Source organism: Salinivibrio sp. YCSC6, assembly GCF_004916735.1.
Classification (GTDB): domain Bacteria; phylum Pseudomonadota; class Gammaproteobacteria; order Enterobacterales; family Vibrionaceae; genus Salinivibrio; species Salinivibrio proteolyticus.
The window spans coordinates 335,425-359,025 of sequence record NZ_CP039517.1 but is presented as its reverse complement, the minus strand read 5'-3'; the positions used below and the strand labels follow the sequence as shown (position 1 = coordinate 359,025).

Below are 23,601 nucleotides of genomic sequence, written 5' to 3'. Positions count from 1 at the left end.
ATATGCGCCTCCCAAGAGCTTCCTTTTAAACGTAGTTGCACGCACTGGCTTACTCAAGTGTGGGCGTGGAGGGTGCATTCGGTAGGCTTAGCAAAGTAACTTGTTCTTATATGCTAGAATATAATTCTATTTATAAATCATCATAGTCATACAATATCATGCCAGTTTGTTTATAAGTCGTCATAATGGCTAAAATAAAAAAATTATTAAACCAATATTCTTTTAATGGGTGAAAGTATGAAACAACCCCACTTTTCTACGTTAGCTGTTCACGGTGGTGATCAAACGGATAAAGGGCACAATGCGGCTTTCCCGCCGATTTACACAGCCAGCAGTTTCATTCAATCTGACCTTAGCCATCAGGCCGATTTTGGTTACTCGCGGGTTGCGAACCCAACTCGCTCCGCTTACGAGAGTGCATTGGCAGCGCTCGAGCAAGGTTGTTATGCGACCGCGACGGCCTCGGGGATGGCAGCGACAGCCTTGGCCTTAGAACTGCTGCCGGCAGGCGCGCACATTATTGCGATGCGCGGTGTGTATGGGGGGACGCATCGCTTGTTCGACAAACTCCGCGCCACCAATAATGGGCTCAGTGTCGATTATGTCGACCTCAACGATCTCAATGCCGTAGCAGCTGCGCTTAAGCCGAACACGGCGATGATCTGGATTGAAACCCCAACCAACCCCTTGTTGGAACTTGTCGATATTACCGCTATTTGCCAGTTTGCCCGCGAGCATGCGTTATTAACCTGTGTGGATAACACCTTTGCGACTGCGTGGAACCAAACGCCGCTGCGTTTAGGGGCGGATATTGTGATGTTGTCGACCAGCAAATACATTGGTGGGCATTCTGATATGATTGGCGGCGCGCTGGTCACCGCTGATGAAGCGCTGGCGAAAAAAATTGATTTTGCGAAAACCACGGTCGGCGCGATTGCCTCGCCGTTTGATGCTTATCTCGCGTTACGCGGATTAAAAACGCTCGATCTGCGTATGCAGCGCCAATGCGATAATGCGCTAAAAGTCGCGACCGCGCTGGAAAACCACCCTGCCATTGAAGCGGTTTTCTATCCGGGCTTACCGTCACACCCGCAACATGCGCTTTGTCAAACGCAAATGCGCTCAGGGGGGGCAGTGGTCACCATTCAGCTAAAAGGCACGCGGGTGGAAAGCGAGCGATTTTTAAGCCGCTTACGCTACTTCATCTTGGCGGAATCGCTCGGTGGTGTGGAGAGTATGATCAACCATTCGGCGTCCATGTCTCACGGCTCCATGAGTGAAGAGGAACGCGAGGCGATGGGGGTTTTCGATACCACCTTCCGGCTTTCAGTTGGCATTGAAGATAGCCGTGACTTAATTGATGATCTTCTGCACGCGCTTGATCAGGAGGCGTCATGACGGATTATGGCGTCTGGACGGTGGTGACGCCACTGGTCACGATTGTGCTTGCTGTGGTCACGCGCCAGGTGATTCTGTCGCTGCTGGCAGGTGCGATGGTGGGTTATACCGTGATCGCCAATTTCAATCCATTCGCAGGCGTGGCGAAGGCACTGGATAGTTATATTGGTGTGTTTGCCAGCGCGGGGAACACCCGCACCATTCTGTTTTGCTTTATGGTGGGCGGGCTAATTCGTCTTATCCAAGTCACAGGCGGCACGCGGGCTGTGATTCATGCGCTCACCGAGCGTGCTCAATTGGTGAAAAACCCGATTGCGGTGCAGTTGCTCGCGATGGTCACCACCATGCTGATTTTTATTGAAAGCTCAATTTCTATTATGTCAGCGGGGACGGTGAGTCGTGATTTAGCCGATCATTATCGCGTCTCTCGCGAGAAGCTCGCCTATGTGATCCAGTCATCCTGCGTTGCGACTTGCTCCAGTGTGATGATCAATGGTTGGGGCGCCGCGATGATGGCGATTATCGGCGTGCAAGTCAGCAAAGGATATGTTGAAGGCGAGCCCTTCACCATTCTATTGCACGCCATCCCTTACAACTTAATGGCATGGCTCTCCTTGCTCGCGGTGCTGTTTTATGTGCTCACTGGGGCGAGTTGGGGGCCAATGGCGAAAGCTGACCAACGTGCGGCAGCTGGACAAGTACTGCGTGAGGGCGCCTTTCCTATTGCTGGCGATCATCAGCGCGATGATGAGCCGCTAGGCAAAGTGAGCTATTTTGTTTTGCCGTTACTGAGCACCATTTTAATGGTGCCGGTGGGCCTGTTTATCACGGGTAATGGCGATATTGCCTCTGGGTCGGGCTCGACCGCTGTTTTTTGGGCGGTGATGGCAGGGACTGCGGTCGCGATGGCTTTCTTTATCGGCACGCGCGTCTTGTCGTTAGATGCCTTTTTCCGCCACCTGTTAGCCGGATACGCGAATATGATGCCTCTGGGGGCAATTATGTCGCTGGCATTTTTAATGGGGGATTTATCGGCAGACTTACATACGGGACACTACATCACTGAAGTGATTGATGGCATTTTGCCTGCAGGATTATCAGCCGCTTTTGTCTTTGTGATTGCCGCGATTATGTCATTGGCGACTGGGACCTCGTGGGGCACGTTTGCAATCATGATCCCGATTGGTATTCAGATTGGTGCAGCGACAGGCATTGACCCGCACTTGATGATTGGCGCATCGATATCTGGGGCCATTTTTGGCGATATGACGTCACCGATCAGTGATACAGGCATTGTCGCGTCGATGGCGACGGGTAACGATCACGTCGACCATATCCGTACGCAATTCCCTTATGTCTTTGCGGTGGGGGGAGTGACCGCGGTCTTATTTGCGATATTGGGAAGCGCTTAAGCGCACACTCGGTTAGAAAAAGAAACTGTCCTTGCGAGTTAGCAAGGACAGTTTGTTAATGCCCAAGTCCATGGAGTCAGTCTTTTCGGGCAAAAGGGGCAAGCGAAGGTTGATCTTGTTGTCTAATAAAATGTAGACAACGAGTCTAGGATTGTCTAGTTACCTACCCAGTCAAGCCTGTGTAATAGGGCTTGTGGCTTGGTTGAGATACGCAATAATATCATCTGATTCATACATCCATTGCACCTCATCGCCCTGTTGAATACGCAAACAGGGGACTTTAATCTTTCCGCCTCCCTGTTCCAGCTCACGTCGGGCGGCCATATCGCGCTTGGCGTCTTTTGCCGCTAGTGGCAGTCCAAGCTTTCGGCTTGCTTGACGAACTTTGACGCAAAATGGACATGCTTGAAATTGATATAAGGTCACTTGCTTTGAAAACGCGACCATGGCTTGGTGCTGATCTGCGTTCAGCTTTGGTGGCTTAGGCTTAGTGAGCGCTTCAACAACGAGAATGATCCGGCCAAGGATCCAACGAATAACACCCATTTTCACTCCCTGTGTGTATCAAAGTGCAGAGTTTAACACGACAGCGCACGTGACCCTATATCAGGGTTTGTTTCTAAATGGTGACAATGTGTTTCTGATGTGAAACACAGTGGCGTTGTATGGCGCCTTTTGGCTGGTAAACTAACCATCCTGCAACCTCACGATAATAAGCAAACGATTACAGGTACCCTATGACACTGCAAGCCATTGACTTTCAAGCGCCCAATGCGGAGCAAGCCTTTGTTGAATCCTTACGCGAAACGGGATTTGGCGTGCTTAAAAACCACCCACTACAACAGCAGCTCGTGGCTGATATTTACAACCAATGGGAAGGTTTTTTTAACACCGAGGAAAAACACGCATTTACCTTTAAGCCTGATACCCAAGATGGTTTTTTCCCCTCTAAAATTGCGGAAACGGCGAAAGGCCACACGAAGCGCGATTTAAAGGAATTTTTTCACTACTACCCTTGGGGGCAGTGTCCTTCGGCCCTCCGTGACAACCTGCAATCTTACTATCAACAAGCGACCAGCTTGGCTGAGACCTTGTTGTCATGGGTTGAGCGTCAGTCACCGGATAGCGTCAGTGAGCACTACTCACAATCACTTTCTAGCATGATTGCAGGGAGTGAGCAGACATTGTTGCGCGTATTACATTACCCGCCGTTAAAAGGCGATGAAGAGCTAGGTGCTATCCGTGCTGCCGCCCACGAAGATATTAATCTGTTGACCATCCTACCAGCAGCGAATGAGCCGGGCCTGCAAGTGAAAGCGAAAGATGGGCATTGGTTAGATGTGCCGTGTGACTTCGGTAATTTAATTGTCAATATTGGCGATATGCTACAAGAAGCATCGGGCGGCTACTTCCCCTCAACCACCCATCGCGTGATTAATCCTGAAGGCGCTGATAAAACCAAAGCACGGATCTCGTTACCGCTGTTTTTACATCCGAAACCAGATGTGGTGCTGTCTTCTCGCTATACGGCGAAAAGTTATCTGACTGAGCGTTTACGTGAATTAGGTGTTCTGTAAGCGAAAACAAAAGCCGAGGTGATATGTCCCTCGGCTTTTTATTTAGACCCGTTTCGCGTATTGCAAGTTAAGCGTCATCCCCCAAGGCCTCTTCGATGCGCTCGGCGGCCTCTTCATTCACCCATTGGTGCCAAAGGTCGCGATAGCGGCGTAAGAACTCATCGGCAGCGATCTCGCCATCAGCTTGATAATCATCCATCCAAGCGAGCATCTCGCTCATGACGCTATTATCGTATTCACGTTGCTGAACGTAGCGAAAGGCGACCGGCGATTGCTCCGCAAATGACGCTGTTGTGAGTGTGTGCACGGGAGAGGTGGGAAATGCAGTGACTTTTGGGGTCTGGCATTCCGCTTGAGTGATACAATTTTTATAGTGCTCAAGATCAACTTCTGCGCCAAGGTCCACTTCGACCATTTCATATTTGCCCATCACCGGCGTCGGTGCCCAGTAATAACCAAACCACGCGTCACGACGATCATTGGCACGAGCAATGGTTCCAGCCAGGCCAGCGGCAGAGCCGGGATCGATCATCTCAAAACCGGCTTCACCCAGTTGAAGTGCATCAAAAAGGTGCTTGGCAGAAATTTGGCAAGTCCACCCGGCGGGGCAGCCCATAAACGCCGCTTTGTCGGGGTCTTCAGGGTGTGGAAATAATTCTGGATGTGACTTAATACCTTCAATGGTAGCAAGCTCTGGATATTGGTCCACCATGTATTTTGGCACCCAAAAGCCTTCATTTCCGCCTTGGCTAAATGCATTGCCGGCGTATTTGAGTCGCCCATCAGCCACCCCTTTATCGAGCATTGCTTTGTGCGAGTTGGTCCAGAACTCAGGTGCAATGTCCGGCTCACCCTTTTCTGTCATCGATACGCCTGTTGGCATGGTGTCACCGGGGACCAAACGCACGTCGCAGCCATAGCCGTTAGCGAGGATAAATTGATCAACATGTGCCATCAGCGTGGCCGAATTCCAATTCATATCCGCAATCGTGACATCACCGCAGGCTGGCTCATCGGCGTAGGCGTTTGGCGTCGAGATAAACAATGGAGAAAGTAGGAGCGCACAGAGTAGGGGTCGCATAGATCGTCCTTGAAAGTCGCTAGTGTTAGGTCAAAACCAAAACGTAACATGCGTCTGATACAAGGTCTATACTGGTTGAAGCGCAAGGTGCTGAATCACAATCTAAAAACACATTTTTTGATCTTTAGGTTAATATCGCTCGTTATAAACGCTAGTGGTACGCCTCCGTACAAGTTGTTGAGCGCGTTGCCGTCGCACCTTTGCTTTGATGACTGATTGTCGAGGAACCTTACATGCCACGCCAAGAACAGCTCAACGCCATTGAACAACAAGATGATGTAATCGCCCTGTCGGGATCGCAAGCGGCTTTAAAGCTGGGAAGCGCAGCCCTAGTGCGTATGCATGTGCACACGCCGATGAAAGGGTTATTTCGCTTTAATGCCATTATGCTTGGTACAGACGGAAAACGTTACTGCTACACCCAAATCCCGTCTCTATCTGCGCAGCAAAAAGGGCAATATTTAAACCCAGGCTTTCAAGTGCGATTGCATGGTGTGGCAGCAGATGGGTCGCTAGTCCGATTCAGTGGCAAGGTGCAAGGCGTGCTCGAGAGCCACTGCAGTATTGTGTGCATTGAGCTTCTTCGTGAAGGCGCGACAGCCACGCCGTTGCGACAAGACAAGCGCTTTCCAGTGGCGCTATCAGCGACGCTTGCCACAGAGGGAATGAGCAAGATTGAGGTGGAGATACGCGATTTGTCGGTTGGCGGATGTTTATTTGCTTACCGTTCAATGGGCGCCAAATTAGCACCAGAAAAAAAGGCAACGTTGAACCTCGACCATATCGCCCCGAATCAAGATCTCACGCTTAATGGTTCGATACTCTCACACCGATTACTCAGCGATGATTACTTGTGTGGCTTTCAGTTTGACGATCGTAGCAAGGCACGCAGTACGTGGTTAATCACCAACCTTGCCTTCGATGGCACCTATTACCGATTAGCGGTGACCAATAATAAAGGTGAAACGTCTCTGAATTGGTCTTAATCTTCTTACATGCGCGGGGTCATTTTCAGTAAGCTGCCGTTTCGTTTATCTGTAAGAAGCAAAATGCTGCCGTCATTGGCTTGAATGACGTCGCGGATACGCCCGAACTGACCATCAAATAGCCGCTCTTCGCTCACCACGTTACCGTCTTCGAGGGTTAGGCGCACCAACAGACCAAATTTTAACGATCCAAGCAGTAGGTTGTCTTGCCACATCGGGAAGCGATCACTGTCCACCATGATCATGCCTGACGGTGCAATTGACGGATCCCAATAATAGACAGGTTGCTGCATACCTTCTTTCGCGGTGCCTTCACCAATTTGTGTGCCCAATCCGTAATTCACCCCATAAGTGATGATCGGCCAGCCATAGTTAACCCCTTTTTCGATGATATTGAGTTCATCGCCACCTTGAGGGCCGTGTTCATGCGCCCAGACAGTGCTGCCATTATTATCGAGTGTGATACCTTGCACATTGCGATGACCGTAACTAAAAATCTCGGGCTTTTTTGCATCGTGAGCAGAGAACGGATTGTCGACAGGCAAACTGCCATCGAGGTTTAACCGCACTAAACTCCCCAAATGATCGGTAATAAACTGGGCGCGGTCACGGTGGCCGCGGTCGCCCAGCGTGATGTAAAGGTGCTCTTGGGTCACCAATAGGCGACTGCCAAAGTGACGGGTTCCGCCGCGTTTGGGCAATGCAGTAAAAATGACCTTGCTATTGATGAGAACATCTTGTGACAGCGTTGCTTTGAGCACTTCTGTTCCCGCTTGACCGCGTTCATCTTCTGCAGCATAAGAAAGGTATAGGGTGCCGGTCGCGGGGAAGTCAGGCGCTAACGCAATATCAAATAGCCCTCCTTGCCCCTGCTGATACACGCCTTTGGGTACTCCTAATATGTTCACTGTCAGTCCATTAGGCGTTAGGCGTTTTAAGGTGCCGTTCCGTTCAGTGATCAGGATATCGCCATTAGGTAGCTCGGCCATCCCCCATGGGTGGTCGAAACCACTTTTCACTTCCTCGACATTCACAGTGACCGTCTCCGTCTCGACAGTCACCCCGTGCGCGCTCAACGGCGTGCACAATACGAACATCAACAAAACAATCGGCGATATCCGGTGCATGACGAACTCCTTGATCAGTGGACGCTGAGTTTACGATAGAGGCGATCTTTAAGGTGTGCACGTTGCTTTTTCATCGCGGTAAAAATGTCGTCGCTGGTTGGGATCTGCTTCATTTCTAGGCCACGAATATGATGATCGAGCTGATGATAACGCTTGGCATCAAGTTGGAAGTCAGGATCGTTCGCCTTCAAATCATGAATGCGTTCACGGTACTCTGGAAACTCAAAGATAAGCGCATGATTTTCGCCTTGCATAAACACCTCCTTCTCACCTTGTGATGTTATTAAGGCTAGGCGTGCTTTGCCGATCTCTCCAGTTTCAGTCTGCTTGATTCGGGTCGAGAGGCGGGATGCTGGGCTCGACGGCTTTCGCCGCTTTTTTATCGGGGAAATGGATGGTTTTGCCGTCAGCTGTCAATAAGCTGATGGTATGTGGCGAACCGTCCGGTTGTAAGGTGACCAGCCCGACAGCACTGGCGTTCACCAAGCGCTTAGGGCCTGCGGTGTCGGGATCACGCCTATCAATCCGCATGCGCTTTCGCTTGGTTAGCCAATTAAATGGTGAGCGAGGACTGAACAAAATACGATCGCACCATTCACAAATACTCAGCAGCGGCTCTGGGAAATTGTTTTTAAAGCCGCTCGCGGTAATCTGCCATAAGCGCGGGCTATTGGTACGAAAACGAATACGAATGTCGTAGGCAAATGAGTAGTGCACATCACCCGATAGGATCACGTAGTTGGTTGGCGTACGCTGGTGGCGGAAAATACTCAGTAAGGTATTAGCACTGCCCGGATGAGCCATCCAGTTCTCAGCATCGACAATGGTAGGTTTGCCGAGCCAAATTGCGATACGTTGTAATACTTCAATAAATTTTACCCCGAACATAGGCGCGGCCGAGACAATGACCGCACTATCATGCTTAAGCAAGTCATGCTGAAAATCCATCAGAGCTTCCCAGTCCATCAAGCCGGATGGGCGGTTCATGCTGGACTCCGAGCGCCACCGACGAGTTCGAGTATCGAGTACCACTACACAGGGGGTTGTCGGTACGTTGTAATGCCAATGCTCAAAGCGAAGTAGTGCCTCAATCATTGCGTCGTGCGCACTATTGTTTGGATCATCGCCAGACTGACCAAACTGGCTAGCTGTCGCAAGCGCAATAAACGAGGGATCAAACTGTTTAGGGTCATTTCCCCAGCCTTGGCATAGCCAATAGGCAAACAGGCCGTTGCCAATAATGCGCCGTGAAAAGGGCTGTTGATAGGCTGCTTGCTCCCAGCCTACGGTGATGTTCCAGTCATCGGTGATATCGTGGTCATCAAAAATCATATAGGTGGCGAGATGGGCGAACAGACGCCTGACTTGGGGCAGACCGTGTTGAAATTCAGTCAGGGCTTGCTCTTCACGCTGATACCGTGATTGCTGTTGTGGCGTTAACGTGCGGTTGAGTGCGACTGAGGCTGCATTTGTGATGCGCCACGCTTCTGGCGACCACACCAGTAAATACATGGCGAAATGTTCGGCAAAGCTAATCAGGTGATTGCTGGTTGTCTGGGAGGTGAAGATCGGCAGCGCACGCCCTTTTAACCGCTCGAACAGAGAAACATACCGTGCGCGCTGTGCGGGTAACAATTTTGTTCGGTTGAGGTAGCCATCAGGGTGCGTATCGAGTTCTCGGCAATGTGCAATCGGTGCGGCGTCAAAGTATTCATTTTTGAGCTCCAGCCGAGTAATCAAGGCTCTGATCCGCTGCAACATTGGTGTGGCGACATCATCGGCGTAAATCTGATCTCCGCTCATAATGAGCATGTCCGGCCATTGTGACATCTCCTCATTGGCGAGTTTATCGTCGAGTGTGACCAGTGCATCATCACACTGATGGTGCGGGTGCCGACACGAGCCATGCGCTAAATGGTTCGCTTGGGAGGGGATCACAAAGTGCGGTGAACGTTCACCTTCATAGAGTAAATCGGGTATCCATTCAGACAAGGGCTTTTGATCGAGTAAGATGTCGTAACGCAATGGTACATCGAGCGGAAAGCCGTGCGCACATCGGAGATGAGCCAGCACCACCCACGCATGTTTCCCTGCGCGAAATTGCTGTGCCGAGGAGAGTGGTATCGCGGCAAGGAGAGTCTGATCATCAAAAACGGATAATGTGCCTTCGTCTGGCGGCGTTGATAATACTGCCCATACGACGACTTCATGTTGAGTGGTTCGCCGTAACATGGGGCCAGCAATAAAACGGGGCAGGGAAGAGGCGTCCGGATTCAATGTTCGTTTCCTTTTTCTGTCTGTTTGTCATCTTGGCATTTTTTGGGGGCAGGATGCAAAACGTATGCGATAATCACTTGTTTTGGCGTCTTTTTAACCATTTGAATATGAAAAGCGAGAAATCACCGTAAAAGGGGTTGCACCCTTTGCTGCAATCGCCTACCATCCTTCTCGTTGTTACGAAACACATTTCCCCCATAGTTCAGTTGGTAGAACGGCGGACTGTTAATCCGTATGTCACTGGTTCGAGTCCAGTTGGGGGAGCCAAATTTAGAAAAAGCGCTAGCCGAGAGGTTGGCGCTTTTTTTATGGTGTTAGTATCAAAGAATGCTGATGAACTAGGCTTTCCCTTGAGCCTGCCTATTGTATAGATAGGTGCTCACTTAATGCTCTCTAAATTTTTAATTGTTCCGCTTCGCGGAATATGTCACTGAGCTGGGCGCTCCCGTTGAGTCCAGTTGGGGGAGCCAAATTTAGAAAAAAGCGCTAGCCGAGAGGTTGGCGCTTTTTTTATGGTGTTAGTATCAAAGAATGCTGATGAATGAGGCTTTCCCTCGAGCCTGCTTATTGTATAGATAGGTGCTTACTCAATGCTCTCTAAATTTTTAACTGTTCCGCTTCGCGGAATATGTCACTGAGCTGGGCGCCCCCGTTGAGTCCAGTTGGGGGAGCCAAATTTAGAAAAAGCGCTAGCCGAGAGGTTGGCGCTTTTTTTATATCTATCGTTCTTGGGTTCGGAGTGCGTGCTTGACCAGTTTGAATGCGGATCGCCTCCCACTTTTTGCTCGCGTCAAACAAAAACGCCACGCGCAAGGCGTGACGTTTTTGATATCACGGTCGATTAATTTTTAGTGATATAAAGGTTCCGTGTGTAACGTAGGTTGTTCGGATTTTCCGTATTATAGCCGCCTACTTTAGGGCTTTTGATTACACTACGCGTGTAAAAGTACATTGGAATGGCAGGCATCTCCTCGGCGAAAATGCGCTCCGCTTCCTGATAATAGGCTTTACGCTTTTCTGGGTCGACAACGGAGAGTGCTTGGTCAAGCAGCTTGTCGTATTCAGGGTTGCTCCAATTGGACTTATTCATACCTTTACTACTGAAATAGCTCAGGAAAGTTGAGGCCTCATTGTAGTCACCATTCCATCCATCGCGAGCCACATCAAAGTCTTTTTGTAGCACCTTTTGCAAAAAGGTTTTCCACTCTTGGTTGGCTAAGCTGACTTTAACCGGTAGATGGCGTTTCCACATAGACGTTACTGTCAATGCAAGTTTTTTGTGGGATTCCATGGTGTTATACACCAATTCAAACTCTAGAGGGTTGTCTTTAGTGTATCCCGCTTCGGCCAAGAGTGCTTTTGCTTTTTGATAACGCTCTTCTTGGGTCATTTCCGCCCAAGCCAATTTCGGCGGTTCGAAGTTGTTGATGGCTGGTGGTGTTGCACTGTACGCAGGTTGCTGTCCTTGACCAAGAATAATGTCGGTGACGACATTACGATCAATGGCATAGGCGAGTGCTTTGCGTACGCGCACGTCGTTAAACGGTTCGCGCTCTGTGTTGAATAAATAGTAATAAGTCGCAAGTGACGGCATGGTTAGGAATTCATCGGGGCGCTCTTGCTTGATTTTCTTATAGGACTCAAGCGGGAAGCTAAAGGTCACGTCGATCTCACCGGTGCGATAACGATTATACTCCGCGTTGGCATCGCTGGAGGTTACATACGATGTGTTGTTAATCACCGTTTCTTTATCGTTCCAGTACATGGGATTACGCTCAAGATCGATGCGCTCATTAATTACCCAGTTGGTCAAGTTATAGGCGCCGGAGTTGACCATATTTTCGGGGCGTGTCCAGTTATCGCCATACTTCTCTACCGCATGTTTTGGTACAGGGTAGGTCGAAGAATGGGTGAGCATATTGGGGAAATAAGGAGTACGTCGCACCAATGTAAACTCGATGGTATGGTCGTCCACCGCCTTCACGCCTAATGCACTTGCTGGCTTATGTCCATCGGTGATTTCGGTTGCATTGAGAATGTTCGCGGTGCCTAAATACCAAGCGTATGGTGCAGCGGTTGCTGGGTCGACGGCACGTTGTAGTGTATAGACAACATCTTCCGCTGTAATGGGCTCACCGTCAGACCATGTCGCCTCGCGTAGATGGAATGTATACGTTAACCCATCTTCACTGACTTCCCAGTTTTTTGCTAAACCTGGTGCAATATCGCCACTTGGCGTGCGCGATGTAATGCCTTCGAACAAATCTGAGATAATTTTGTTACTGGCGGTATCACTGGACTTGGTCGGATCCAGCGTAGGCACTTCGCCAGAAACCCCCCAAATAAGAGTCTGTTGCTCGGCAAGCTCCACGCCTTCTGGGACGTGAGCTGCAAACGCTGAGCTACACAATGCGAGTGCCAATGAACCTGCCAATAGTTTTAATTTCATCTTTCCATCCTTGGTTGAGTGTTTTGTTAATAAGCCTTGTTAATCAATAGATTAACCACAAATGGTAAGAGAAGAAAAGCGATGTGATAAAAAGATGACAAATAGACGACAGGGAAAGTGTGAAATCGTGACCTCTATTTTTATATCGATTTAATCCTGCATGGCGGTTGCCGGTCGCGGCGTATTCATACGGCATAATCCCCTCGGACAACCTAGGCGGTTTTATGATAGATTAGCCACTTTTTCATAGACTCAAGGATGATGTTTCGTGCTGTTACGTCCAGTTTCTCCCACCGACTTAGCCTCATTTTTATCTCTTTCTATCACGCATGAACAGCTGCCTTTTGTCGGACGCCCAGAGGAAATCTTGGCGGCGGCCAATGAATTTGCTCATCTACACCTGATTGAGGTAGAGACCGTGATTGTGGGCGGGTTTATTCTTGATACTGGTTACGCGTCGCAATACGACTTTGCCCATGCGGGTGATATAGGAGTTCGTGCGGTGTTTATCGATCAGCACCACCAAGGTAACGCACTAGGGCGCCGCGCGATGATGGCCTTGGCGGATTATGTCAAACCACGCTACCCGTGGGCGCAGCGTCTCGTTCTGACCGTAAACTGCAAAAATGCGGGCGCGATTTCGTGTTACCAACGCGCAGGTTTCAGCGATACGGGCGAGTTGTATCATGGCGGCAGTGCAGGACCTCAGCATATTATGTTGAGAAAAGTCGACAATAAAGTCAGTCCGGAGGGTGATGCGGGTTAAATCCGCGATGACTTGCTAAAAAAGAAGGATTGTGCGACGCTCAAGTAAAATCACTGATAAGCAGGGATCATGCTTGGCGGTTGATCTCCATACGACTGGCGTTGTGGTGGGATGAAAAGTGACATTCATCGGCCCAAGAAATGCGTCGAGTCGGGTGAGGTATTGCGTTTAACAAGGAGAGTAATGATGAAGATTTATGGCCACCCTTCTGCCATTAATGTTCAAAAAGTGATGTGGTTGATTGATGAGTTAGATTTAAGTATCGAATTGGATGAGGTCGATATTCATCATAATGCCCAAGACGCTGATGCACTGGCACAAAAATGTCCAATGCGTCAGGTGCCGGTACTAGAAGATGGCCCGAACAGTGTGTGGGAATCGCACACCATTTTGCGCTATTTGGTTGCCTGCTATGGCAATAAAATGTGGTACCCAGATTGCGCGTTCCAACGCTCGCGCTATGAGCGTTGGATGGATTGGTGCCTCTCTTCGTTTCAGCCTGCGGTTAAAACCGCTTGCTTGGAAGCATCGAGCGATCTAAAAGTGAGAGAAGCGGCCCTTGAGCAGTGCCGCCAAGATTTAGAGAAGCTGGACAATGAACTTGCTGAGCGTCGCTATTTAATTTCTGACATGATGACGCTCGCCGATATTGCAATTGGCACTGTGGTCCACTCTCTTGCCGTGGCGCCATCAATGACCCTGCCGCCGCACGTGTCGCAATGGTACCAGCAACTAAAATCATCATCAGGTTATCAACGCTGGGTCGTTCAGGCTCGTCAAACCCAACCTGCGTAACCATAATTTTTATTAAGATTGAGCCCGCATTAGCGGGCTTAAAGCGTTTTTAGCGGCCCCACGACACACAGTGCGCTTTGATAGCCAGGCTGTTGTTCAATGCGCTCAAGATACGCAACAATGTGACCGTGTTGCTGTGGGTCTAGGCGAGGACGCATTGCGATTAATGGGAAACTCATTTGGATATCTGCTGCTGTGAGTGTGTCACCACACAGCCAATCATGCGCCGCTAAGTGGTGTTCGATCATGGCAAGATGGTCTCGCAGTTGGGGTGCAATAAACTGGTCGGTGACGCCTTTCATCAGCTTTTTCGCCAAGGGGCGTACAAAAAAGGGCATCGGTGCTTCTGGGATTTTGCTGAAAATCAACGACATGACCAGTATTGGCATCAAAGACCCTTCGGCATAGTGCATCCAGTATCGATAGTGACCTTTCTGCTCTGGTGTTTGTGGCGCTAAGCGCCCGTTACCATACTTTTCTAAAATGTACTCAATAATCGCGCCCGACTCTGCAATGACCGTCCCTTCATCTTCAATTACAGGTGCTTTGCCCAGAGGGTGAACGCGCTTGAGTTCGGGAGGCGCCAACTTGGTGTTGGGGTCACGCGAGTAGGTCTTGATTTGATATGGCACACCCAGTGCCTCAAGCAACCAAACAATACGCTGAGAACGCGATTGTTCAAGGTGATGAATAATAATCATAAGGAATATCTTTGACTGTAAGTTTAAAAAGGCTCAGCTATCGATACGATAGTCTTGCTATTTCGATCAGTCCTTGTGATTCAATTCATTGATTTGGCGGTGGGAGTACTCGGCCTTGAATGCGTAATTTGGGGTCCACAGACGAAATGTTCGTGCCGCGAATGTATACATTGCCCCCCACGTAAATATCGTCGGGTAATGCGCTAATTGGCGAATTAGTAAGATAAAGGTTGCCCTCAACGTACAAGCGTCTTGGCAAGGTGGTGAGAGGCGTATTGACCAGACTGAGGTCGCCACGCACGACGAGGTTTGGCGGTAATGCGGTTACAGCGGTATTGGTGAGGTTGATGTAGCCACCGACTTTGAGTCGCGGTAGCCGTGTCAGCGGCGTATTTGCAGCATTTAAGTAACCGCCGATATCCAGTCCGCGAGGCAGTCGCGAAATATCGCTGGCTTCGATATCTAAATATCCTTGCGTTTTTAACCCCGCGGGTAAGGTCGTGATGGGGGAAAAGCGGAGTTTCACATTGCCGTAGTTGTCCACATAGCCGTGAAAACGTAAGTCTTGCACGAATGTATTAAGGGGTTCGTTCATCGCATGCGTGGGCACTGCCATCATAAAATAGCCGACAAGAATCCAAAGTTGAATGATGGCTTTTGGCATGAAAAGGTCTGCGTGGTCAAAACGTCTGCTTCAATGTAGAGCGTTTCGGCGAATATTCAAGCCCCTCTCGGTTTTCTGTCATCGAAAACGTTATCTTCTACGTATGTTAGCCATTATTCCAACTAGTTCTGACTGAGGTACCTGTGCTTCAATCTCGTTATCACACCCTGCGTTTGGTTCTCGGAGATCAACTGAATGCCAGCCACTCATGGTTTAAGCAGCACGATCAGGGCGTGTTATATGTCATTGCCGAGCTTAAACAAGAAACCGACTATGTGACCCATCATGTCCAAAAGGTTTGTGCGTTTTTTGCTGCAATGGCACAGTTTGCTAATGCGCTTGAAAAGGCGGGGCATGATGTCAAATACCTCACATTGGATGACACGCAAGCCTATCAAGACTTACCCGCATTGCTGTACGCTCTCTGTGAGCACTATCAAGTCGATCAGTTCGAATATCAGCGTCCTGATGAGTATCGGCTCGCGATGCAACTCGAACAATTGCGTTTACCCAATGAGGTTGCATCCCAATGTGTTGAGACGGAACATTTTCTCTTACCCTTTTCACAGATTACCACCCAGTTCACCGTCGGTAAGCACCGAAAAATGGAGTTTTTCTACCGCGATATGCGTCGGCAGTTTGATATCTTAATGGAGGGGGATCAGCCTGAGGGGGGAAAGTGGAATTATGATCAGCAAAATCGTAATAAGCTAAAAAGCGCGGATCTCGATGCGATTCCCGCGCCATTGATTTTCGCCAACGATGTCAGCGATATTCTCACCCGTATTGAGCGCCATCAGGTTAAAACCATCGGACATGCGGCGTCAGCCTTGATGTGGCCGGTGACACGTCAGCAGGCGAAAGCGCTCCTCAACCATTTCTGCACCTACTGCCTGCCGTTGTTTGGTCAGTTTCAAGATGCAATGACAGGACAAAGCCCTCATCAGTGGAGCTTGTACCACAGCCGTCTCTCTTTTGCGTTAAATGCCAAGTTGCTTCACCCCATGCAAGTGATCCAATCTGCGATTGATCATTACCGCCAAAATGAGGCTATCAACCTCGCTCAGATTGAAGGGTTTGTCCGACAGATCTTAGGCTGGCGCGAATATGTTCGTGGTGTGTACTGGGCGAACATGCCTGATTATGCACAAAAAAATGCGCTTGGTGCGCAAGGCACATTGCCGGCATTTTTCTGGCATGGAAAGACCAAAATGCGCTGTCTCTCGCATGCGATCACGCAATCGTTAGAGACAGCGTATGCCCATCACATTCAGCGACTCATGGTGACAGGAAACTTCTGCTTGCTCGCAGGTGTCGACCCTGATGAGGTGGACGATTGGTATCTCTCAATCTATGTCGATGCGATCGAGTGGGTTGAAATGCCGAACACGCGCGGAATGACGCAGTTCGCCGATAACGGCATTGTGGGGACGAAACCTTATGCGGCCAGTGGCGCCTACATCAATCGGATGAGCGATTATTGCGTTGGGTGCGAATACGATGTGAAAGAGAAAGTTGGTCCTAAGGCGTGTCCATTCAACGCGCTATATTGGCATTTCATGGCGCGTCATCGCGACAAATTCGCCCGTAACCCACGCACAGCCATGCCGTATCGAAATTGGGATAAGATGTCAGAGACGCAGCAAAGCCAGATTTTGGCGCATGCGGATGAATTGCTTGCCAATCTTGATGCGCTTTGATGCCGGTATGACCGCCCTCAACAGGAGCGTGAGGGCGGTCATAAATCGCGTCGCGCTTATTGCGTGTTTGGCACAATTTGAATCTCAACACGGCGGTTGAGCGCACGATTTGCCGCGCTGTTGTTCGCAACCAGTGGACGTGTCTCACCAAAACCGGACGTGTACAAACGTGCATTGTCGATCGACTGACTGGCGAGGTAGCGTTTAACGCTCATGGCACGGCGTTCCGACAAACGCTGGTTATAGGCCGCGGCGCCCGTGTCATCAGTGTGACCCTCAATGCTCAAGAAGGTTTTGTCGTACTTGCGCATCACATTGGCAATGGCATTGAGTTTAGAATAAAAATCGGCCGCAATCGCATCCTGATCTAACCCGAAAGTAATGTTCGAGGGCATGATCAAGCGAATATTGTCGCCTTCACGCACAACTTGAATGCCCGAGCCCGCCAATTCTTCGCGGAATGCTTGCTCTTGCTGATCCATGTAATTACCGACAGCTGCACCACCAATGGCACCAATAGCCGCGCCAATAAAGGCCCGTTTACCTTTATGGTTCGATGTCGATTTTCCCACGATGGCCCCAGTGATCGCGCCAATTGTCGCGCCTTTTTGGGTGTTCGACATCGACTCACAACCGGTGAGGGCCAGTGATGCGGTCAATACGGCAACCGCAGTTAGTTTGCATTTCATTCCCATTGTTTTCTCACTATAACCAAACGGAGGTCAGTTTAATTTACTTCAGCTTAGACACTCTTCTTCAAGAAAGTGTCAAATTTATGAATTAGTGATGGTGTTTTAAACACTTAACGAAAGACCACTGACAGAGTTCTCAGTTTTGTCTTCTTTTCACTGCATCCTGCCGTGCAAATTGCGCTGGATCAAAATGTGATGAGCAAACAGCGTGTTACAACAAAAACCATAAAAGGCCCTGTCATGTCTGGGCCGCGATGATCCCGACTAAAGGAGCAAATGGTCATGTCGAGCACGTTCTTTATCCCTGCTGTTAACCTTATGGGCGCAGGTTGCCTTTCTGAAGCCGCAGACGCGATTCAATCACATGGATTTAAAAAAGCCCTTATCGTTACAGATAAAGTCCTTAATCAAATTGGTGTGGTAAAGCAAATCGCCGCTTTGCTTGATAGCCGAGAAGTCGATTGTGTGGTCTATGATGGCACACAACCTAACCCAACCACTGAAAACGTGGCACAAGGGTTAGCGCTTTTACAAGCGAACCAATGTGACTGTGTGATCTCTTTAGGGGGTGGATCGCCGCACGACTGCGCCAAAGGTATCGCCCTAGTGGCAGCCAATGGCGGTCATATTAGTGATTATGAAGGCGTGGACCAGTCTGCCAAGCCACAACTTCCGCTGATTGCGATCAATACGACGGCGGGCACCGCATCAGAAATGACGCGCTTTTGTATTATCACAGACGAAGCGCGCCACATTAAGATGGCGATTGTCGATAAACACACCACCCCGATTATTTCCGTCAACGATCCTGAGCTGATGCTGGCTAAACCGGCGTCATTAACGGCGGCAACCGGCATGGATGCATTAACCCATGCGATTGAAGCTTACGTATCGACCGCCGCTACGCCGATCACTGACGCAGTTGCACTGAAAGCAATGACACTGATTCAAGAAAACCTGCGCACCGCAGTGGCTGAAGGCCAAAACCTAGAGGCGCGGGAGCAGATGGCCTATGCACAGTTTATGGCTGGTATGGCATTTAACAATGCGTCTTTGGGCTATGTGCATGCGATGGCGCACCAACTGGGTGGATTTTATGATTTGCCGCACGGGGTGTGTAACGCCGTTCTATTACCCCATGTGCAACGCTACAACGCGCAAGTGTGTGCCGAGCGCTTGCGGGATGTTGCCACGGCAATGGGCGTCGATACAGAGAGTATGAATGCCGAAGAAGGCGCAAAAGCCGCCATTCAAGCCATTCAAGCATTGGCGACCGATGTTGGGATCCCAGCGGGTTTGCGCGAACTTGGCGCTAAAGAAGAAGACATTGATGTGTTGACCAAAAACGCCTTGAATGACGCGTGTGGTTTCACTAATCCGAAGCAAGCGACGCACGAGGAAATCGCCAAAATCTTTATGGAAGCGATGTAGTTTCCTAGATATCACACCAACACTAAAAAGGCCTGATTATTCAGGCCTTTTTTCTTTCTATACGGTAGACGTTTAGAACAAGTTAGTCACTGCGATCTTCGACGTCTGTAATTTGGTTTTCGCAACACTCGTCGTTTAGGACGGTATGAATATTAGTGAGCGTGGTATCTGCGATATTGTGCAGTGCCTCTTTGGTGAGAAACGCTTGGTGTCCGGTAAATAACACGTTATGGCATGCAGAGAGGCGACGGAATACATCATCAACAATTACATCATTAGACTTGTCTTGGAAAAATAGCTCCCGTTCATTGTCATACACGTCAAGACCAAGCGCACCGATACGGCCTTGCTTGAGGGCTTCAATGGCAGCCACTGAATCGAGCAATTCGCCGCGACTGGTATTGATCACCATCACTCCCTTTTTCATTTGAGCAAAAGCACGCTCGCCGAGTAGATGGTAGTTGTCTTTGGACATCGGGCAATGCAGAGAAATCACATCACTTTCGGCAAACAGTGTTTCTTTCGAGACGTATTCGCCACCGAGTTCAATCGCAAGGGGGTTAGGATATGGATCGTGGCACAACAAACGCATACCAAGCCCTTTTAGGATCCGTAGGGTTGCGATCCCAATTTTACCCGTACCAATGATCCCAGCCGTTTTGCCGTGAAAGTTAAACCCGACTAAGCCATCGAGTTCAAAGTTGGCATCGCGTGTGCGTTGGTAGGCTTTATGAAAGCGTCGGTTCAAGCACATCATCATGCCCACCGTGTGCTCCGCGACCGATTCGGGAGAATAGGCAGGCACGCGAACGACGGTGATCCCCAACGATTTTGCGGCCTCCAAATCGACGCGATCGTAGCCAGCACATCGCAACGCCACCAGTTTGATATTGGCATCACTTAAAATCTCTAGCACTGGGCGGGAAAGATCATCATTAACAAACGCGCAAATCGCCTCCGCCCCTTGAGCCATTTTGGCGGTTTTGGCGGTGAGCTGAAAATCATGAAACTCGAGTGTGTAACCAAACGCTTGGTTAGCATGAGCAAAGGCGGCCTTGTCATAAGATTTGGCACTAAATACGGCAATGGTCGTCATGTGTTGCCTCCGAATAAGTCGGGGGGAGGTAAAGAAGCGTTATAAATACCGTGATTTGGATCCAAAATAAACCATGAGATTTATCAGGTTAAAGGTGTTGATGTTAGTCCAACCGAATAAAAGCCGCGCAGGCGGCTTTTATTCGGTTATCTCGCAGTGAAGGATAGGCTAGAACTTAATGGTGGCGTTTATACGTACATCGCGTCCCGCAGCGGGCACACCGGCAGACAGATAGGGTGTGTAATACTGATCGGTCAGGTTAGCGACGGTAGCGCGTAGCGTAAAGTCGTCACGCGGTGTCCATTCTCCATAGAGGTTTTGGAAGAAGTAGGCGTCACTCGCCACATTGGCTGTATGCAGTGAGGGGTTCTCTGGAATACGGTCTTGCTCATCCCAGTATTGGCCTTGCCACGCAACTTCAACCGTATCGGTTAGTTGATGGCCCACGCTGACTGAGGCGCTGAGGGGCGGGTTGTCATACCAATACTCGTCGTCGCCGGTACTGTCACGTAGCGAGCCTTTGTGTTTACCGCGCACCATAGAGACAGAGGCATCTGTAAACCAATCGTTGAGACGATACTGCACTTGCGCATCAAACCCGTAAGTATAGAGTCCGTCGAGATTGGTGTAGTAGCCTTCTTTCTGTTTGGTCGCATTGACCCCACGACGCTGCGCAACGTCATGAATGACATCATTCCAAAACAGTGTCACCTCTGTTGCTAGGTGATCCCCTTCGAACAAGGCATTCTGACGCTTGTCAGACACGCCCAATAAATAGGCATTGATACGAGTGACTGAGAGATCGCGGCTGGTGGCAGCGCGCTTGGACGCTCTCGAAAACTGCACTGTATAGAGCTCATCAATGGTCGGTGCTTTTAAACCATAGGCATAAGCCGCTTTTATTTGCGTGGCTGGACTCAGATCGTAGGTCAATGCAATACGCGGCTCCCAACCTTGATGTGAGACCGCACTGTAATCGTGTCCAACGGATGGGTCATTATAGTCTGGCGCGGCGTTTGGTACCCCTTCGGAACAAATATGGCTGTAGCGCAGCGATGCGGTGAGTTCGAGATCTGGGGTAATAAAGTACTTATCTTGAACGAACACACTGGCGGTTTGTTGTTCGCCCGAGGGCTCAAAGGATGGCGTAAAGTAGCCATAGTTCTTTTCTGGCTTTTTGCGATAAGTATGGTTGTAAACGTGCGAGTTTCTGTCTTGGTTCTGATATTGCGCCCCCACCGTGACTTCGTGATCACCGAAGTGACTAGTGTTGGTTAGCTCGGCAAACCAGCGCTCATAGGACAACCAGACTTGGTGGCCATATTGGCCTGATGTGATGTAAGACTGATAGGTACTATCCGGGCGTTCCCAATAGCGATGATTCTGTGAGTGTGCAATGACGACACTGGTATCAATGTAATCATTATAAGGATGGTAGTGGTAATTTAAGGTGCTGGTATATTCGCGATAATGATTATCCACTGAGGCGGCAAATAGCGCGGCATCGTAGCTACCATACTTTTTAATTTTGTAGGGCGTTACCGATGGCATGGCTCCCCGTCTGTTTGCCCACGGTTTTCGCCCTTGGTCATCATAGCGCGTATGGCTGAACAATCATATTGTGCGCGTCGGATTGGTAGCGAACTTTACCCAGCAAACTGTGTTGACGGTAGCCAGAGAAGGTAAAAACATCACCGTTGCCCAGTTCGATATCATCGGCATCACGTCGAGAGCCATGCAATAGCACGGACCACCCAGAGTCAGACGCACCATAGGTGGTGACACTGCGCTTCCATTGATGGTTCACACTGTTGAAACCCGCCTGCGCCATGGCGCCAATCGACGAATCTGGATCAAGAAAGTCAGTGGCCTCTTTCGTTTCCATCACAAAACTGCCTGCGAAAGCGCCAAGGCTGGCGCGAACGTTATGGTCGCCTTTGATAAGGCGTACCGAACGTAGCAGTTGAGGGTCAAGAAAAAAGCTACCATAGCGATATTGTTGAAAGCCGACGGGGGCGCCATCGACACGGATCGAGAGCGCGGAAGGGTGTGAGAATCCCCAGACATTAATGCGTTCGCTACCTGGGCGCGCGCCACCATCAAGTGATACGCCCGGCATTTTCATTACCAGCTCACCGATATTGTGGGCTTGTTCGCGTTGAATATCATCCAGCTCTAACGTGGATTTTCCCGGGGAGATAAGGGTAATTGGGTGCTTTAGTTGCTCGCCTTGTACTTTGACGGTCTCAATTTCTTTGGGAACCGATGTGTCGTCGATACTCGCGGCTTGGGCACTCATGGGAAGCGCTGCCAAGATGGCAAAGCGTAAAAGAGGATACTGCATGCTCATAAAACGTTACTGACGCATAAAAGCGCGCACTATACGCCTAACTCGTCAATCTGGCAATGCTAATGATAGTGATTATCACTTATTGAGCGGGTGGCGAATACAGCGACTTCGCAGTATGATGAGCCAAAATTAACGATAGGAACGGCTATGTTTACTGGGATTATTCAAGCGGTTGCGACCATTGAGCGCTGCCGCGATCAGGGTGGATTACGAACTCTGGATATCCGCTTCCCCGCTGGATTTTGCGAGGGGCTTGAAATTGGTGCTAGCATCGCTATCGATGGTGTGTGTTTAACGGTTACTGAGCAGCTTGATGAAACCTTGGTACGGTTTGATGTGATGTTGCAAAGCCTTGCCGTCACCACATTAAAAGCGGTAGACGTGGGCGACACGGTTAATGCTGAACGCGCGGCCAAAGAAGGGGCAGAAGTGGGCGGGCACCCGTTATCTGGCCATATTGATTTCAATACTACCGTTCTAGACGTTCAACAGATTGACGATAACTATCGCATTCGCGTCTCTGTGCCGCATGAATGGATGAAGTACATCTTCCCGAAAGGCTACATTGCGCTCAATGGGGCTAGTTTGACGGTATCTGACGTCAATAAAAACGATGGTTGGTTCGAGGTGTGGCTGATCCCAGAGACGCGCAGGATGACAACATTCGAGGCCAAACAGGCGGGAACAGCGATCAATGTTGAAATTGAACGCGGCACGCAAGTGGTGGTTGATACCGTGCGAGATGCCATTGACGAAAAGATGGGCGCGTTGATGCCATTGTTTGAGCGATTTTTAGCCACGCACAACGCCGATATCGATACGATTGGCCATGCGGCGCAGCAAGCCTTGTCCAAGTCGGACGACCAATAAACCATGGTGTTTTCCGCACCGTTAGTAGGAGAGCCGAGGCTCTCCTTTTCTTTTGGTGAGATGTTGACCGATTTTACGTGGCGTTAACGTCATCCACTCCTCCGATCTGCTCAAATTGTGCGCGAACCTGCTCAAATGATGATGTGCTTAACAAAAATGTCAGCAACAATTCATCGATATATGCTCGAACGCTCATTTTTGTTGTTATTTTGTTTTCGAGATGATGAGA

At 49.7% G+C, this 23,601-nt stretch carries 21 protein-coding genes and 1 tRNA gene; 10 read left to right on the top strand and 12 right to left on the bottom strand.

Annotated elements, in window-relative coordinates; all coding sequences use genetic code 11:
* Positions 1-237: 237 nt before the first annotated feature.
* Both E8E00_RS15490 and E8E00_RS15485 read left to right on the top strand, forming a co-directional pair.
* Positions 238-1,398: a PLP-dependent aspartate aminotransferase family protein gene (locus E8E00_RS15490; RefSeq protein WP_096632069.1), complete on the top strand. Its 1,161-nt coding sequence runs from the start codon at positions 238-240 to the stop codon at positions 1,396-1,398.
* The gene (locus tag E8E00_RS15485; RefSeq protein ID WP_096632071.1) at positions 1,395-2,810 is read left to right on the top strand and encodes a Na+/H+ antiporter NhaC family protein; all 1,416 of its coding nucleotides are present in this window, start codon (positions 1,395-1,397) and stop codon (positions 2,808-2,810) included. Before E8E00_RS15490 ends, E8E00_RS15485 begins: the two co-directional genes overlap by 4 nt.
* A 171-nt stretch (positions 2,811-2,981) precedes the next feature.
* On the opposite strand, the gene E8E00_RS15480 is transcribed toward E8E00_RS15485, so the two are convergent.
* Positions 2,982-3,356 (bottom strand): glutathione S-transferase N-terminal domain-containing protein, encoded by a 375-nt coding sequence (locus tag E8E00_RS15480; RefSeq protein WP_069586636.1) that lies wholly within the window; start codon positions 3,354-3,356, stop codon positions 2,982-2,984.
* A gap of 191 nt (positions 3,357-3,547) precedes the next feature.
* Between E8E00_RS15480 and E8E00_RS15475 the strand changes: the two genes are divergently transcribed.
* Positions 3,548-4,387: an isopenicillin N synthase family oxygenase gene (locus E8E00_RS15475; protein WP_069586637.1), complete on the top strand. Its 840-nt coding sequence runs from the start codon at positions 3,548-3,550 to the stop codon at positions 4,385-4,387.
* A 67-nt stretch (positions 4,388-4,454) separates the two neighbouring features.
* Here the strand turns inward: E8E00_RS15475 and E8E00_RS15470 are convergent, their stop codons facing one another.
* Positions 4,455-5,468, bottom strand: coding sequence for a glycine betaine ABC transporter substrate-binding protein (locus E8E00_RS15470; RefSeq protein WP_096632074.1), 1,014 nt, complete (start codon positions 5,466-5,468; stop codon positions 4,455-4,457).
* Between the two features lie 233 nt (positions 5,469-5,701).
* On the opposite strand from E8E00_RS15470, the gene E8E00_RS15465 reads away from it, so the two are divergent.
* Positions 5,702-6,454 carry a PilZ domain-containing protein gene (locus E8E00_RS15465; protein WP_069586639.1) on the top strand — a complete coding sequence of 251 codons (753 nt, stop codon included), beginning with the start codon at positions 5,702-5,704 and terminating at the stop codon, positions 6,452-6,454.
* Between the two features lie 5 nt (positions 6,455-6,459).
* Here E8E00_RS15465 and E8E00_RS15460 read toward each other — a convergent pair whose 3' ends face one another.
* The 3 genes from E8E00_RS15460 to E8E00_RS15450 all read right to left on the bottom strand — a co-directional run bounded on the left by E8E00_RS15460 (position 6,460) and on the right by E8E00_RS15450 (position 9,813).
* Positions 6,460-7,581, bottom strand: coding sequence for a PQQ-dependent sugar dehydrogenase (locus E8E00_RS15460; RefSeq protein ID WP_096632077.1), 1,122 nt, complete (start codon positions 7,579-7,581; stop codon positions 6,460-6,462).
* Between the two features lie 14 nt (positions 7,582-7,595).
* A complete protein-coding gene (locus E8E00_RS15455) occupies positions 7,596-7,835 on the bottom strand; it encodes a YdcH family protein (RefSeq protein WP_069586641.1) in 240 nt (79 codons plus the stop codon).
* A 64-nt stretch (positions 7,836-7,899) separates the two neighbouring features.
* Positions 7,900-9,813 (bottom strand): hypothetical protein, encoded by a 1,914-nt coding sequence (locus E8E00_RS15450; RefSeq protein WP_096632772.1) that lies wholly within the window; start codon positions 9,811-9,813, stop codon positions 7,900-7,902.
* Positions 9,814-10,049: 236 nt separating this feature from the next.
* Here E8E00_RS15450 and E8E00_RS15445 point away from each other — a divergent pair.
* Positions 10,050-10,125: transfer RNA gene (locus E8E00_RS15445), tRNA-Asn, on the top strand.
* A gap of 574 nt (positions 10,126-10,699) precedes the next feature.
* On the opposite strand, the gene E8E00_RS15440 is transcribed toward E8E00_RS15445, so the two are convergent.
* Positions 10,700-12,307, bottom strand: coding sequence for an ABC transporter substrate-binding protein (locus E8E00_RS15440; RefSeq protein ID WP_077454918.1), 1,608 nt, complete (start codon positions 12,305-12,307; stop codon positions 10,700-10,702).
* 268 nt (positions 12,308-12,575) lie between these two features.
* Here E8E00_RS15440 and E8E00_RS15435 point away from each other — a divergent pair, with 268 nt between their 5' ends.
* Positions 12,576-13,073: a GNAT family N-acetyltransferase gene (locus E8E00_RS15435; protein WP_096632083.1), complete on the top strand. Its 498-nt coding sequence runs from the start codon at positions 12,576-12,578 to the stop codon at positions 13,071-13,073.
* Positions 13,074-13,256: 183 nt separating this feature from the next.
* Positions 13,257-13,868, top strand: a complete 612-nt coding sequence (locus tag E8E00_RS15430; RefSeq protein ID WP_167315288.1) for a glutathione S-transferase family protein — start codon at positions 13,257-13,259, stop codon at positions 13,866-13,868.
* Positions 13,869-13,906: 38 nt separating this feature from the next.
* Here the strand turns inward: E8E00_RS15430 and E8E00_RS15425 are convergent, their stop codons facing one another.
* A complete protein-coding gene (locus tag E8E00_RS15425; protein ID WP_069586533.1) occupies positions 13,907-14,569 on the bottom strand; it encodes a glutathione S-transferase family protein in 663 nt (220 codons plus the stop codon).
* Positions 14,570-14,654: 85 nt separating this feature from the next.
* On the bottom strand, positions 14,655-15,233 hold the full coding sequence (locus E8E00_RS15420) for a hypothetical protein (protein WP_240531973.1): 579 nt from the start codon (positions 15,231-15,233) through the stop codon (positions 14,655-14,657).
* Positions 15,234-15,376: 143 nt separating this feature from the next.
* Here E8E00_RS15420 and E8E00_RS15415 point away from each other — a divergent pair, with 143 nt between their 5' ends.
* Positions 15,377-16,933 carry a cryptochrome/photolyase family protein gene (locus E8E00_RS15415; protein ID WP_205907454.1) on the top strand — a complete coding sequence of 519 codons (1,557 nt, stop codon included), beginning with the start codon at positions 15,377-15,379 and terminating at the stop codon, positions 16,931-16,933.
* A gap of 56 nt (positions 16,934-16,989) precedes the next feature.
* On the opposite strand, the gene E8E00_RS15410 is transcribed toward E8E00_RS15415, so the two are convergent.
* A complete protein-coding gene (locus E8E00_RS15410) occupies positions 16,990-17,622 on the bottom strand; it encodes an OmpA family protein (protein ID WP_096632774.1) in 633 nt (210 codons plus the stop codon).
* Between the two features lie 285 nt (positions 17,623-17,907).
* Between E8E00_RS15410 and yiaY the strand changes: the two genes are divergently transcribed.
* Positions 17,908-19,056 (top strand): L-threonine dehydrogenase, encoded by a 1,149-nt coding sequence (yiaY, locus tag E8E00_RS15405; protein ID WP_069586531.1) that lies wholly within the window; start codon positions 17,908-17,910, stop codon positions 19,054-19,056.
* 82 nt (positions 19,057-19,138) lie between these two features.
* Here yiaY and E8E00_RS15400 read toward each other — a convergent pair whose 3' ends face one another.
* From E8E00_RS15400 to E8E00_RS15390, 3 genes are all read right to left on the bottom strand, one after another.
* Positions 19,139-20,152 (bottom strand): 2-hydroxyacid dehydrogenase, encoded by a 1,014-nt coding sequence (locus E8E00_RS15400; RefSeq protein ID WP_096632091.1) that lies wholly within the window; start codon positions 20,150-20,152, stop codon positions 19,139-19,141.
* Positions 20,153-20,320: 168 nt separating this feature from the next.
* On the bottom strand, positions 20,321-21,703 hold the full coding sequence (locus E8E00_RS15395) for a TonB-dependent receptor domain-containing protein (RefSeq protein ID WP_096632093.1): 1,383 nt from the start codon (positions 21,701-21,703) through the stop codon (positions 20,321-20,323).
* Between the two features lie 40 nt (positions 21,704-21,743).
* A complete protein-coding gene (locus E8E00_RS15390; RefSeq protein WP_168174086.1) occupies positions 21,744-22,496 on the bottom strand; it encodes a TonB-dependent receptor plug domain-containing protein in 753 nt (250 codons plus the stop codon).
* Between the two features lie 153 nt (positions 22,497-22,649).
* Here E8E00_RS15390 and E8E00_RS15385 point away from each other — a divergent pair, with 153 nt between their 5' ends.
* Positions 22,650-23,372, top strand: coding sequence for a riboflavin synthase subunit alpha (locus E8E00_RS15385; protein WP_096632097.1), 723 nt, complete (start codon positions 22,650-22,652; stop codon positions 23,370-23,372).
* Positions 23,373-23,601 lie beyond the last annotated feature (229 nt).